Genomic DNA, 13,478 nt, shown 5'->3' on the forward strand with positions numbered 1-13,478 from the left:
GCGCGTCGCGGGAGCGGCGCGCCCGGTCGTACAATTGGCGGATGCTGACCAATATCGCCGCCTATCATTTCGCCGCCATTGAAGATCCCGGCACGCTCGCCGGCCATATCCGGGACTGGGCGGAAGCCGGCGCGCTGCGCGGCACGGTCCTCGTCGCACCGGAAGGCGTGAACATCTTCCTGGCCGGCGCGGATGACGCGATCGAGACCTTCCTCGGCCAACTGCGGGCTGTTCCGGCCCTGACCGGGCTGCAGGCCAAGTACAGCCACAGCGCCCTTCAGCCCTTCGGACGGCTGAAGGTCAAGGTGAAACGCGAAATTATTGCTTTCCGCAAAGGGGCGGAGGCGGATCCGCTGCAGGGCAGGGCACCTGCGGTGGCGCCGGCCGATCTCGCACGCTGGATCGAGCAGGGGGCTGATGACAACGGCCGCCCGGTGGTGCTGCTGGATACCCGCAACCGCGAGGAAGTGGACCACGGCACCTTCGCTGGCGCGCTGACCCTGCCGATCGACAATTTCACCGAGCTTCCCGATGCCCTGGCGCCGCACCGTCCCGCGCTGGAAGACGCCACGGTGGTGGGCTTCTGTACCGGCGGGATCCGCTGCGAGAAGGCGGTGCTGTGGATGCGTGCCCAGGGCATGGACAACGTGCTGCAGCTGGACGGGGGAATCCTGGGCTATTTCGAGCACGTGGGCGGCCTTGGTTATGAAGGCGAGTGCTTTGTGTTCGACGACCGCGTGGCGTTGGATCCCGCGCTGCGGCCGCGGGTGGAAGGCGATGTCCAGGCCGACCCAGCCGCTGTATCGCCGTGGCGGACATGAGGCGCGGTTGAGGTGGAGCTCAACTGGATCGGCCTGGTGCTGGTGGCACTGGGCCTGTACCTGGCATTCAAACTGATTGGAGCAGCGCTGCGGCTGGTGATGTGGCTGGTGGTGCTGGTGGGGGCGTACTGGTTCACCGCGCCGCTGCTGGGCTGGCCGACGCTGTCGGACCTGGTGTACGTGTTCGGCCCTGACCTGGGAGGCCAGCGTATCGAGGAAGTTTTTACCCCGGCCCGAATGGCCGATGTGCTCGGCGAGCGCATGGTGGATGGCGTGGTGGACGGCGTGATGGAGCGGCTGCAGGGGCAGGACCCGGCCGCGGCCGAAACCAGCCTGCCGCAGCCACTGCCCGAACCGTTACCCGAGCCGCTGCCCGGAGAGGCGGCGGAAGATGCAGGCTATCCCGGTGAAGCTGGCGTGCCGGAAGATCACGAGTCGATCAACCGGGCCGGGATGTAAGCCGGCGACAGCGCGGCCCAGTGCAGGTTTGCGCTCACCGCTTCAGTCTGGCTTGCGCCGTTTCCCCAGCTCCGGATCTTCATGACGCCGCGACCCGTACCAGAGGTCCAGTCGTTCCCGATCGCGTGACACCTGTTTCGGCGCAAGCATGAAACGCAGCATGAAACGGAATTTCTCCCCCAGGGAGTAGGTCCGCATTTTGCGCGCGGAACTGTAGACCTGTTCGCGCAGGATCACGACCCGGCCGGCCCGCCGCAGCGACCGTCCGAAGCGGACATCCTCGGTCACGTACAGGCTTTCGTCGAAACCTCCCACGGTGTCGAACGCCTGGCGGGTACAGAAAACGAAGCAGCCCGGCGTCACCCCGGCGAGGCGGAACAGCACGATCGATACCGATTCAAAGATCCGTATATGCAGTGGCAGCGGAGGCAGGAAGCGTACGCCCACGCCGCCGCCGGCCGCACCGCGGTCCATGGCAGTCATCAGCGCGGTCACCACCCCGGGGTTGGCGAGGGTGTCGGCGTCCACGAACAACAGCCTGTCGCCGCGGGCACCGGCCGCACCGGCATTGCGGGCAGCGGCAATCTGGCGTGCTTCCACCTGCAGTACGCGTGCGCCGTGGCGGCGCGCGATTGCAGCGGTGTCATCGCTCGAAGCATCGTCCACCACGATCACCTCGACATCCTCTCCCAGCCACGCGGTGGACCGGGCAATGGCATCGAGCGTGGCGCCGATCAGCGGCGCCTCGTCATGGGCGGGAATGATGATGGAAAGCCGCACGCTGCCTCCCTGGCCGGTGGCCACCCAGTGTGGACCGGGCGGATCGGGAATGGGTGAACCTGCGTGCGCTGGGCTGGCTCAGCCGCGGGGCTTGCCCCCGGGGCCGCGCTGGTGTGGAGGCTTGCCGTGGGGGCGGGGAGTGAATCCGCGCCGCGCCGGCTGACGCGCCTCGCTCTGGTCTTCGGCCGTGGCCCGGCGCATCTGCAGCTGCTGGCCGGCAACGCGGACGCGCTTGAGGTGATCCATGATTTCGCGCGGCATGCCCTCGGGAAGATCCACCAGGCTGTAGTCGTCACGGATGTCGATGCGGCCGATATAGCGGCTTTCCAGATCCGCCTCGTTGGCAATCGCACCAACGATGTTGGCCGGCTTCACGCCGTGGGCGTGGCCCACCTCCAGGCGGAAGGATTCCATGCCGACTTCCACCGGACGCGTCCCCACTTCACGTGGCCGCTGCGCGCGTGGCGGCCGGCTGTCGCCGGAAAAAGACGCGTCGCCATGGCGCTCGGTGTGCCGCTCCGTGTGCCGTTCGGTGTGATGCGGCGGCTTGGGCCGCTCGCGCGGCGGATCCAGCAGCAGCGGGGTATCACCCTGCACCTGTTTGGCCAGGGCCGCGGCGATTTCGATAGCCGGAACGTCGTGTTCGCGCTCGTAGCGCTCGATCAGCTCGCGGAACTGGCCCAGATCGTCCGCCTGCAGGCCGGCGCCGATGCGGTCCATGAATTTTTCCACCCGGCGCTCGTTCACTGCTTCAACGCTGGGCAGCTCCATCTGCTCGATCGGCTGGCGCGTGGCGCGCTCGATCGCGCGCAGCATGCCGCGCTCGCGCGGGGTGACGAACAGGATCGCCTCACCGCTGCGGCCGGCGCGGCCGGTGCGGCCGATCCGGTGCACGTAGCTTTCGGTGTCGTAGGGAATGTCGTAGTTGAGCACGTGGCTGATGCGCTCCACGTCCAGCCCGCGCGCGGCCACGTCGGTGGCCACCAGCACATCGATACGGCCGTCCTTGAGCTGGGCAATGATGCGCTCGCGCTGCTTCTGCTCGATGTCGCCGTTGATCGCGGCAGCCGCCAGTCCGCGCGCGGCAAGCTTGTCGGCCAGCTCCTCGGTGGCCACCTTGGTGCGGGCAAACACGATCATCCCGTCGAAGGGTTCAGCCTCCAGGATCCGGGTCAGCGCGTCGAGCTTGTGCACGCCGCTGACCATCCAGTAGCGCTGGCGGATGTTGACGGCGGTGGAGGTGGTCGCCTTGATCGCGATCTCGACCGGATTCTTCAGGTAGGTCTGGGCGATGCGCTTGATCTGCTGCGGCATGGTGGCCGAGAACAGTGCCACCTGACGATTGTCCGGCGTCTTCTTGAGCACCGTCTCCACGTCGTCGATGAAGCCCATGCGCAGCATTTCATCGGCTTCGTCCAGCACCAGGCAGCGCAGTTCGGACAGGTCCAGGGTGCCGCGCTCCAGGTGGTCGATCACCCGGCCGGGCGTTCCCACCACCACGTGCACGCCGCGGCGCAGGGCCGCCAGCTGCGGGCCGTACCCCTGGCCGCCGTACACCGGCAGCACCTGGAAGCCCGGCAGGTGGCGGGCATAGGTCTGGAAGGCTTCGGCCACCTGGATGGCCAGCTCCCGGGTCGGGGCCAGTACCAGCGCCTGCGGCTTCTTGGCCCGCGCATCCACCTGGGCCAGGATCGGCAGGGCGAACGCGGCGGTCTTGCCGGTACCGGTCTGGGCCTGGCCCAGCACGTCACGGCCTTCCAGCAGCGGCGGGATGGTGGCGGCCTGGATCGGGGAGGGGGATTCGTAGCCGACGTCCGTCAGGGCGCGCAGCAGCTGTTCGGACAGCGGGAAATCGGAAAACACGGGTTTGGGGGTATCAGCGCTCATCGGCGTCATTGTATCGGCGCCGTTGGGGGCCGTTCAGGACCCGCCATTTTACGCTTGTTGCGGTGAACGGGAGGCAGGCATTGCTCGCAGGAGGGTTGCGGCGCGGCTGATACGCTCCAGCGGATGGAAGATCTTCGTTTTGACAATGTATTGCTGCGCGAGTTGCCGGGCGATCCGGAGGCTGGTCCGCGGCTGCGACAGGTGACCGGAGCCGCCTGGTCCCGGGTAATGCCCACCCCGGTCCCGGCGCCACGCCTGGTTGCGCACTCGCCGGAAATGACGGCCGCACTCGGGTTTTCCGATGCCGATGTCGCCAGTCTGGAATTTGCGGCGCTGTTTTCCGGCAGTGGGCTGTTGCCCGGGATGGATCCGTTTGCCTCCAACTACGGTGGGCACCAGTTCGGGCACTGGGCCGGGCAGCTGGGCGATGGTCGCGCAATCACGCTGGGCGAGGCCATCACCGCAACAGGTGACCGCTGGGAGCTGCAGCTGAAGGGCGCGGGCAAGACCCCGTATTCGCGCATGGGTGATGGGCGGGCGGTGCTGCGTTCGTCGATCCGCGAGTTTGTGTGCAGCGAGGCCATGCACCATCTGGGCGTACCGACCACGCGCGCGTTGAGCCTGGTGACCACCGGCGACATGATCGAGCGCGACATGTTCTACGACGGCAATCCGCGCGACGAGCCGGGGGCTGTGGTGTGTCGTGCGGCGCCGTCGTTCCTGCGCTTTGGCAGCTTCGAACTGCCGTCCTCGCGTGGTGAGACCGGGCTGCTGCAACGGCTGGTGGATGTCTGCATCCGGCGTGACTTCCCGGAACTTGAGAGCGAGGGGGAAGCGCTGTACGCGCAGTGGTTCACCACCGTGTGCGAGCGCACCGCCGTGCTCGTGGCGCACTGGATGCGCGTGGGTTTCGTGCATGGCGTGCTGAATACCGACAACATGTCGATCCTGGGATTGACGATCGATTACGGCCCGTACGGCTGGATCGAGGACTTCGATCCGGACTGGACGCCCAACACCACCGACGCCCGGGGCCGACGCTACCGGTTTGGTTGGCAGCCGCGCATCGCCCACTGGAATCTGTCGCGCCTGGCCCAGGCCCTGTCGCCACTGTTTGCCGACGCGGCGCCGCTGCAGGCTGGTCTGGACCGCTATGCGCAGGCATTCACAGCAGCTAACGGGGGGATGAATGCCCGCAAGCTGGGATTTGCAGAGTGGCAGGGCGAGCAGGACGATCAGCTGCTCGCGGACCTGCACACGCTGATGGCGGGGGCGGAAGTGGATATGACCCTGTTCTTCCGCGCGCTGTCCGGGTGGGAGCCGGGTACGGATTCGCTGGCGGGTCTGGAACGTGCGTTCTATGTCCGCGGCAAGCTTGAGTCCAATCGCGCCGGGTTCGTGGATTGGCTGCAGCGTTATGCCGCCCGGTTGGCCGGGGATCCGTTGACGCCCGGTCAACGCCGCGAGCGTATGGACGCGGCCAATCCTGTGTACGTGCCGCGCAACTGGCTGTTGCAGCAGGCGATCGACCGGGCGGAGCAGGGTGACGACGCCGGGGTCAGGGAGCTGATGGAGGTGCTGCGTCGGCCGTATGAGGTGCAGCCGGGGAAGGGTGCCTACGCGGTGAAACGTCCGGAGTGGGCGCGCGAGCGGGCCGGATGTTCGATGCTTTCCTGCAGTTCCTGAGCTTTTCTGCAGCGCCTGGCTGATCCGGCCGGCAGTCAGGGGATTTCGAATCCTGACCCGTCGGCAGGAATCGCCGCCTGTTCGAACAGTGCAGGACCGATGGTGGACACACCACCTTGCCCTGCCAGTTCAGGCCCAGAGATCAGGCCAGGGCGGCCTGCGCGCGGGCGTAATAGGCCTGGCGATCCGCCAGCCCGTTGGTCCCGCCGTTGATCAGGCGCGTGACCTGGACGAAATCACCCGTATTGGCAGTCTCGTTGATATCCCGGCTGGTCCAATACCAGGCGGCGATGCGCGCGGCATTCTGCGGCTGTGCGGCCAGTTCCGGATTGTTGACGAGGTCCAGACCCAACGCCTGGCCCGCCTGGGTGTAGTTGTAGCGGCCGGTCACCTGGATGTAGCCGCGACCCTTGTAGCGCACGCCATCGCCGGGCTGGGTATTGCCCAGGTCCGCACGACCTTCGTAGGCGGCGCCGCTGGCGATTTCTTCCATGTAATGGAATCCGCCGCTCTCGTGGGCCAGCTGGGCGATGAACATGGCCTGCTGCTGCGGGCTGGTGATGTTGGCTTCGGCCATCGCCACGTTGAGGTTTTGCGCGATGGCCGGGGCCTGGTCGGCACTCAGCGTCGGCACGATCTGCATGAGTTGCGCGGCGCTCACCCCGTTTGCCGCGCCCGCGACGGGACCATTGAGCTCAAGCTGGGCCGGCGCCTGGTTGGAGGCAAGCGTGACCTCGCCGAATGGCGCGGGGGTACCGTCCGCACCCGGAAGCTGGATCTGGTCACCGGGATAGATCAGGTCGGGATTCAGGACCTGCGGGTTCGCCTGGATCAGCTGCTGCAGCGGGATCCCGTATTGCAGGGCCAGTGCCGAGAGCATGTCGCCGTATTGCACGGTGTGCATGCGGGCGCCAGCGTCATTGGCGAGCTGGGCCGGTGCGTGATTGAGGGGTGAGACGGCCATGTTCATGCTGATGCTCCTGTCCTGGGAGCCCCCGCTCATGCCGGAGGGGCGCTTTGCAGGAACGATCAGACCAGACACAGGCGTGAAACACAGCTAGGGAAAGCCCTAGAGAAGCCTTAACATGGGCGGATGTCCCTGATTACTCTTGAAGGCGTCGACGTCAGCGTCGGCGGTCCTCTGTTGCTTGAAAAGGTTGGCCTGTCGATTTCCGCAGGCGAGCGTATTGCCCTGATCGGGCGTAATGGTGCCGGTAAATCCACCCTGCTGCGGGTGCTGTCGGGCGATCTGCTGCCCGACGACGGCAAGGTGCGTGTGCAGGACGGTGCGCGCGTCGCCCGGCTGGAGCAGGAGGTGCCGGACGATGCCGGCGGCAGCGTATTCGACGTTGTTGCTGATGGCCTGGGCGAGCTGGGCCGGGTGCTGGCCGAATACCACCGCGTGGCCCTTGCCGATCCGGTGGATACCGATGCGCTTGCCGCCCTCCAGACCCGGATCGAGGCCGCCGGCGCCTGGAGCCTGGATCAGCGCGTGGCCGCCACCCTGGACCGCATGGGTCTGGACGGGGACGCCCAGTTCGCGCGCCTGTCGGGCGGCCTCAAGCGTCGGGTGCTGCTGGCCCGGGCGCTGGTCTCCGATCCCGAGGTGCTGCTGCTCGACGAGCCGACCAACCATCTGGACATCGCTGCCATCCACTGGCTCGAGGAGTTCCTGCGCAACTGGTCCGGCTCGCTGGTGTTCATTACCCATGACCGGCGCTTCCTGCGCGCGCTGGCCACCCGCATCCTTGAGATTGACCGCGGCCAGGTGACCGATTGGCCCGGTGACTGGGACAACTACGTGCGCAGGCGCGAGGAGCGACTGCATGCCGAGGCGCAGCAGGCGGCACGCTTCGACAAGTTCCTCGCCCAGGAAGAAGTCTGGATCCGCCAGGGAATCAAGGCCCGGCGCACCCGTGACGAAGGCCGGGTGCGGCGACTGGAAGCAATGCGCAACGAGCGCGCCGCACGCCGCGAACAGTCGGGCAACGTGCGGATGCAGGCGGCCCAGGGCGAGTCTTCGGGCAAGAAGGTCGTGGAGCTCAAGAACGTGCACTTCGCCCACGGCGAACGTCCGCTGGTGCACGACTTTTCCACCACCATCATGCGCGGCGACCGGATCGGCCTGATCGGCCCCAACGGCAGCGGCAAGACCACCTTGCTGCGCCTGCTGCTGGGCGAGCTGGAGCCGCAGCAGGGCAGCGTGCACATCGGTACCCGTCTGCAGGTTGCGTACTTCGACCAGTACAGGGCCACCCTGCGCGAGGACTGGAACGCGCTGGAAAACGTGGCTGAAGGCCGCGAGTTCGTCGAGGTCAACGGCGCCCGCAAGCATGCGATCGGCTATCTGCAGGATTTCCTGTTCACGCCCGAACGCGCCCGTGCGCCGATCACCCGCCTGTCGGGTGGCGAGCGTAACCGCCTGTTGCTGGCCAAGCTCTTCGCCCAGCCGTCCAACCTGCTGGTGCTCGACGAGCCCACCAACGATCTCGACGTGGAGACGCTGGAGCTGTTGGAGGAGCTGCTGGCCGATTACGCCGGCACGATGCTGCTGGTCAGCCATGACCGCGACTTCCTGGACAACGTGGTTACCTCGATCCTGGCGATGGAAGGTGATGGCCGGGTCGGTGAGTACGTAGGTGGCTACAGCGACTGGATGGGCCAGGGGGAGACATCCTGGCTGCGCTGGAATCCGGGGTCGGGACGCGCGACGGCGCAGAAAGCGCCGATGCAGGACGCCGTACCCAGCGTCGCGGCATCGTCGGCGTCCGCACCCGCGAGGAAGCTCAGCTATCGCGATGCGCGGGAACTTGAGCAGCTTCCCACCCGGGTCGAAACGCTGGAGAAGCAGGTGGCGACGCTGACAGCGGCGATGTCGGATCCGGAGTTTTTCCGTCAGGACAGCGGCGCAATCACCGCCCACAACGAGGCGGTGGCGGCGGTGCAGGCCGAGCTTGAAGCCGCCTACGCCCGCTGGGAAGTGCTGGAGAACGCCGGCTCAAGCTGAGCCGGCGTCAGCTGGGCCGGCTCAGTCAGCGTCCAGCCACGCGCCGCAACCCTGGTACTCCTGGCCGCCCACGGTCAGGCTGACTGCGGCACGGAACTGTTCGCCGCTCATCGGGTCGTTGCATTCGCGCTCCTCAACGGTCAGGACCACAGAGGTGCCGTCTGTTGACTGTCCGCTGTAACCGTCGGCTGTGGATTCCAGACCGGTGGCTTCCAGCAGCCGCTGGCCGTAGTCCAGGTGCGCGGTGAGTGCGGGCTCGCCATCCAGACCGTCGCTGACTTCCACCAGCCAGCCCGGTTCCTGGCCGACGCCGCGCAGGCGCACACCCTTGTCTGCGGCGACATCCCAGGGGGAGCTGCGGTCGGCGCGGACACAGCTGCGCCGCTCCTGACCAGCAAGGGTCAACTGCGCTTCGTCCAGACCGCGGGTATGGAATTCATTGCCGGCGTCATCCGCATAGAGGGCGCCGGAGGCCGCGACCACATTGGTCAGGTCCATGCGCTGGCCCGACCAGGACATGCGCACGTTCTGGCCGGTCTCGTCGAAGGTGGCGCCAACGACCAGATCGCCACACTGGAAGTTGACCCGCTCACCGGGGGTGACGCCAGCGATTGGCGTGGCGGCGGATTCAGGCGCTGCGGCTTCCGGCACGGGGGCCTGGGGCTGGCAGGCGGCCAGCGCCAGTGCGAGGGCACCGAGCGGAAGCAGTCGGTGGAAGGGGGCGTTACCTGGCATGGCCATCGGACAACACTCCTTTATTTTGCGGTTGGCTGCGCATGGAAACGCGCAAGTCCAGCATAGACCCAATTTCCCGGCGCTGCCGCCGGGCAGGGAGTGCCGCGACCAGCTGGCTCATGGCTGCCAATCGGCCCGATACACCGGATACAGGCCCAGACGCTCGTCCCAGGCGCTGTGGCGGCGGTAGAAATAGTCCAGGCGCGCACGCGGGCTGTCGGCGAATTCCGGGTCATCGCGCAGCCGCTGTTCAAACGCTTCGCGCAGGGCAGGGTCGGCCGCGAGCAGCTGCTGTGCGATTTCCTCGGCCACGTAGGCTTCCATGTATTCCTTGCGCTCGAAATGGTTGTTGAACCGTCCCCAGGCAGCGTGCGAGTCGGCGGCCTGTGGCTCCAGCAGCGCCATCACCAGGCGCGCGCCTGGCTGGGCAATGGGCACGAACAGGCTGCCGGCGGGCACATCACGCGATTCAGGCTGCCACTGGCCCTGCACGGTCAGGCGCTGGCGGCCTTCCATGGAGCCGGCTGCAAAGGTCCATTCCTTGGAGCGAAATGTTTCCAGCTGCGCGTGTGGAAGGGCTTCATTGAGCACAGTGAATTGGATGCCGTGCAGCGCCAGGTGCGCACCCACCCAGCTGGCATGGGCAGCGGGCACCACGTAGCCGCCGCGGGGCGCATCCACGGTGCGGGCGGGCACCAGCTCGTCGCGCAGCGGTACCTGCCAGACCTGCGGCGTGGTTTCGTCGTAGCGGGTGGCCAGCGCTCCGGAGATTGCGGAGGCCTCGCGGGTCCAGGCGTAGCCGCGGAAATCGATGCTGCGTGACGCCTCGGTCGCTTCGTATTCCAGCGCGACCGGCTGCCCACCCAGTGCGGCAGCCCGTGCATCGGCGGCCTGGGCTGCGTGCAGCCACTCGCGGCCGTGTTCGCCCAGGTGCTCGAGCACCGAGACAATCAGATTGCGGGTCAGCGCCACGCGTACCGGATATTCCTTCCACGAGTGTGTTTCGACCAGCATGGAAAAACGGTTGCGCAGCCAGAAATAGCCGGTTGAAAAACGTGGCGGATAGACGTTGGCGACGAAGCCCGAGGCCGGGTTGTCATACTCGGCCAGCGACGGATAGAACGGCAGGGGCAGCGACCCCTGGGCGGTCAGGTTGTCGATGACTCCGTCGCGGAACATGCGGCCGATGTCGCGCAGGGCATCGTCACCGGCGTGGAGCGGTTCCATCTGGATCGCGATGTCATGTTCGAACTGGGCGCCGTTGGTGGCGTGCAGATCCACCTGCAGCAGCGGATCCCAGGCCTCGATCAGGCGCAGCATGGCCTGCATCTCAGGAGACTCGGCTTTGGCGTAATCGCGGTTGAGGTTGAGGTTCTGCGCCGTGGCGCGCCAGCCGGATTCGCGCGGTCCGCGCTGATTGGGGCGATTCCAGGCTTCAAATCGCTCATGGCCGTCCACGTTGAAGACCGGGACGAACAGCATGACCAGATTGTCCAGGCTGCCGGTGGCCGCTTCGTCGGCCAGGATCTCGCGCAGGGCGAGGAAGCCGGCGTCCTTGCCGTCGGCTTCGCCGGGATGGATGCCGCCCTGGATCAACAACACCGGCAGGTTGCGCTCACGGGCCTGGGCTGGCTCGAGCGCGCCGCTGCGGGTGACAGCCAGCGCCTTCATCGGGCGGCCCTCGGGGCTGGTGCCGTAATCGAAGCAGCGCACTGCATCAGGATGGGCGCCGGCGAAGGCTTCGCACAGGGCAATCACCTCGTCGTAGCGACCGGTTTCAGCGTAGCCGGAGCGCTCGGCATGGGTGGTCAGCGGGGTGGACTGTGGGCCAGCGAAGACCGGCGCAGCGGCCAGGGAGAAGAGCAGGGCAAGACAGGCCACGAGGGGCCGCTTCAAATTGGACATCGGCATAGGAACAGCAAAACCGGGACGGGCAATGATGCCTGTTTGCGGCCGGCCGCCACCAGCCGCCAAGGCACGGGTGCCTTCAGTCGTGGACTTGCGCGCATGTTCATTGCACGATCCCCGCTCGCGCAGGAGCGCGGCAGCAGCGGGCAACCCATGGAATCGATCGTCACCTACATCATCATCGGCCTCACCGTGCTCGTCTCATGGCGCGCTTTCAGTGACCACAAGCTGCTTGCGCGGCTGATCCTGTGGCCGCCGGCGATCACGCGCAACAACCAGTACGAACGCCTGCTGACCCACGGCTTCATCCATGCCGACTGGATGCACCTGGTGTTCAACATGTTCACGCTGTTCTTTTTCGGCAGGGCGATGGAGATGTTTTTCTCCATGCGGATCGGGCCGCTGGGCTACCTGGCCTTCTACCTGTCGGCCATCGTGGTGGCGATCATGCCGACTTATCTCAAGCACCAGAAGGACGCGAGCTACCGCAGCCTCGGTGCGTCGGGCGCGGTGTCGGCGGTGCTGTTTGCGTTCATCCTGCTGGAGCCGTGGAACCGGATCTACATCATGCCGATTCCAATCGGGATCCCGGCGTTCGTGTTTGGCGGGTTCTATATCGGTTACAGCATCTGGATGGATCGTCAGGGCGGGGGCAACGTGAATCACAGTGCCCACCTGTGGGGAGCGGCCTACGGCATGCTGTTTACCGTGATGCTGGAGCCGGAGGTGGCCACCAGTTTCGTCAGCCGCCTGCTGAATCCCTGATCTTCCTGCCCTGATCACGTCGTCTGCAGAAAGCCTGTGCTACTCCATGCAGGTGCCTGTACGCAGGCCCTGATCAGAAGCTATTGGAGGAACGATGCAGATCACTCGTGCGAAAGCGGTCACCCTGCTCAACAAAGGGGAAATGCAGCTCTACGACGACAGCCGACATAACCCGATCCGCAAGTTCAGCGTCAGCCAGCTGGAAAGCCGGATCACCCGCGCGCGCGATGTCCGGGACCGCGCCAGGGACCTGGTCCGCCGACAGAAGCTGGCTTCGCGCCAGCAGACCGGCAGCAAGCGCGGCACCAGCGGTGCGGCCAACCAGCGCAGCGCGGACAAGGCGGAAATCCTTGCCGATATCCTCAAGCGGTTTGAGACGCAGCTGACCCAGGCAAAAAAGGACGAGCGTGCGGCGGCAAAGGAAGCCGCCACTGCCGCCCGCAAAACTGCAAAGACAGCCACAAAGAAGGCTGCTACGAAGAAGGTGGCCGCAAAGTCGCCGGCTACAAAGACGGCCAAAAAAGCAGCCAAAAAAGTCACCGCGAAACAGGCGCTGCGCAGCACTCGCAAGGTGCTCAAGGCCAAGCAGGAGGCAGCGCGCCAGCCCAAGCCCTGGCAGGAGGCCGGCAGCCATTCCGGGCAGGTGGCAACCGATGGTTTCCAGAGCGAAGCCGCCGCGCGCCGGGCGAAAGATCTCCACGCAGGGGAAGCCCGCATTCCGGCCATCCAGGGCAGTGTTTCGACCCGCGACCGCATCACCCAGGGCAAGCGCGACAGCTAGGTTCCTGGCGACTGAACTGCCTGCCGGAGGGGCTCCGGATGGAGCCCGCAGGGCATGCGGCAGTGCAGCACATCCCATTCACACTTTCGGGAAAAAGTAGGGTATTGTGCGCTCACTGTTCAAAGCCGGGATCACGGTACATCGTGGCTCCGATGCGGTAGATCTAGAAGTTTTACGGTTGGCTCCGGCCGGTCGGGACGATCCGCTCCATCGCTTTCGCGTTACCCCTTGCTCGACAGTCGCGGCACCGCATAGCGGGCCGTGTATACATCAACAAAACTGTAGTACCCAAGGAGTAGCAACATGTCAGAGCGTCAGAGCGGCACCGTCAAGTGGTTCAACGATGCCAAGGGCTTCGGCTTCATCACCCCGGAAAACGGCCAGGACGTTTTCGTTCACTTCCGTTCCATCCAGGGCACCGGCTTCAAGTCGCTGCAGGAAGGCCAGCAGGTGACCTTCAAGGTCGTGCAGGGCCAGAAGGGCCTGCAGGCTGACGAAGTCGAGCCGGTTTGATTCCAGCTTAACTGCGTATCCCTGGAAACCCGGCTTCGGCCGGGTTTTCTTTTGCCCGTAATTCCTGTCCGAAATCTTCACAAGACACCGGACTGCATCGTGCCATCACACGGGCGGTCCTATTCTGCCTGTCATA

11 protein-coding genes and 2 pseudogenes are annotated in these 13,478 nt (G+C 66.0%); 8 read left to right on the forward strand and 5 right to left on the reverse strand.

Annotated elements, in window-relative coordinates:
• The first annotated feature begins 41 nt into the window (after positions 1-41).
• Positions 42-821: a sulfurtransferase gene (locus WCE59_RS10830; RefSeq protein WP_343258780.1), complete on the forward strand. Its 780-nt coding sequence runs from the start codon at positions 42-44 to the stop codon at positions 819-821.
• 12 nt (positions 822-833) lie between these two features.
• On the forward strand, positions 834-1,280 hold the full coding sequence (locus WCE59_RS10835; RefSeq protein WP_343258781.1) for a hypothetical protein: 447 nt from the start codon (positions 834-836) through the stop codon (positions 1,278-1,280).
• 42 nt (positions 1,281-1,322) lie between these two features.
• Here the strand turns inward: WCE59_RS10835 and WCE59_RS10840 are convergent, their stop codons facing one another.
• Positions 1,323-2,060 carry a glycosyltransferase gene (locus WCE59_RS10840; protein WP_343258782.1) on the reverse strand — a complete coding sequence of 246 codons (738 nt, stop codon included), beginning with the start codon at positions 2,058-2,060 and terminating at the stop codon, positions 1,323-1,325.
• 78 nt (positions 2,061-2,138) lie between these two features.
• The gene (locus tag WCE59_RS10845; RefSeq protein ID WP_343258783.1) at positions 2,139-3,947 is read right to left on the reverse strand and encodes a DEAD/DEAH box helicase; all 1,809 of its coding nucleotides are present in this window, start codon (positions 3,945-3,947) and stop codon (positions 2,139-2,141) included.
• A 123-nt stretch (positions 3,948-4,070) separates the two neighbouring features.
• Between WCE59_RS10845 and WCE59_RS10850 the strand changes: the two genes are divergently transcribed.
• Positions 4,071-5,633, forward strand: a complete 1,563-nt coding sequence (locus WCE59_RS10850; protein WP_343258784.1) for a protein adenylyltransferase SelO — start codon at positions 4,071-4,073, stop codon at positions 5,631-5,633.
• A 142-nt stretch (positions 5,634-5,775) separates the two neighbouring features.
• Here the strand turns inward: WCE59_RS10850 and WCE59_RS10855 are convergent, their stop codons facing one another.
• Positions 5,776-6,603 carry a glycoside hydrolase family 19 protein gene (locus WCE59_RS10855; protein WP_343258785.1) on the reverse strand — a complete coding sequence of 276 codons (828 nt, stop codon included), beginning with the start codon at positions 6,601-6,603 and terminating at the stop codon, positions 5,776-5,778.
• 123 nt (positions 6,604-6,726) lie between these two features.
• Between WCE59_RS10855 and WCE59_RS10860 the strand changes: the two are divergent.
• Both WCE59_RS10860 and WCE59_RS13795 read left to right on the forward strand, forming a co-directional pair.
• A pseudogene (locus WCE59_RS10860) lies at positions 6,727-8,293 on the forward strand (ATP-binding cassette domain-containing protein); the annotation flags it as partial.
• A 134-nt stretch (positions 8,294-8,427) separates the two neighbouring features.
• Positions 8,428-8,640: pseudogene (locus tag WCE59_RS13795) on the forward strand (ABC transporter ATP-binding protein); the annotation flags it as partial.
• A 21-nt stretch (positions 8,641-8,661) separates the two neighbouring features.
• On the opposite strand, the gene WCE59_RS10865 reads toward WCE59_RS13795, so the two are convergent.
• Positions 8,662-9,381, reverse strand: a complete 720-nt coding sequence (locus tag WCE59_RS10865) for an MliC family protein (protein WP_343258787.1) — start codon at positions 9,379-9,381, stop codon at positions 8,662-8,664.
• A 111-nt stretch (positions 9,382-9,492) separates the two neighbouring features.
• Positions 9,493-11,280: a M14 family metallopeptidase gene (locus WCE59_RS10870; RefSeq protein ID WP_343258788.1), complete on the reverse strand. Its 1,788-nt coding sequence runs from the start codon at positions 11,278-11,280 to the stop codon at positions 9,493-9,495.
• 156 nt (positions 11,281-11,436) lie between these two features.
• Between WCE59_RS10870 and WCE59_RS10875 the strand changes: the two genes are divergently transcribed.
• The 3 genes from WCE59_RS10875 (at position 11,437) to WCE59_RS10885 (ending at position 13,342) form a co-directional block, all read left to right on the forward strand.
• Positions 11,437-12,048, forward strand: a complete 612-nt coding sequence (locus tag WCE59_RS10875; protein ID WP_343258852.1) for a rhomboid family intramembrane serine protease — start codon at positions 11,437-11,439, stop codon at positions 12,046-12,048.
• 94 nt (positions 12,049-12,142) lie between these two features.
• Positions 12,143-12,829 carry a hypothetical protein gene (locus WCE59_RS10880; RefSeq protein ID WP_343258789.1) on the forward strand — a complete coding sequence of 229 codons (687 nt, stop codon included), beginning with the start codon at positions 12,143-12,145 and terminating at the stop codon, positions 12,827-12,829.
• A gap of 303 nt (positions 12,830-13,132) precedes the next feature.
• Positions 13,133-13,342 (forward strand): cold-shock protein, encoded by a 210-nt coding sequence (locus tag WCE59_RS10885; protein WP_343258790.1) that lies wholly within the window; start codon positions 13,133-13,135, stop codon positions 13,340-13,342.
• The last annotated feature ends 136 nt before the right edge of the window (positions 13,343-13,478 follow it).

The organism is Luteimonas qiangzhengi (genome assembly GCF_039548515.1).
GTDB lineage: Bacteria > Pseudomonadota > Gammaproteobacteria > Xanthomonadales > Xanthomonadaceae > Luteimonas.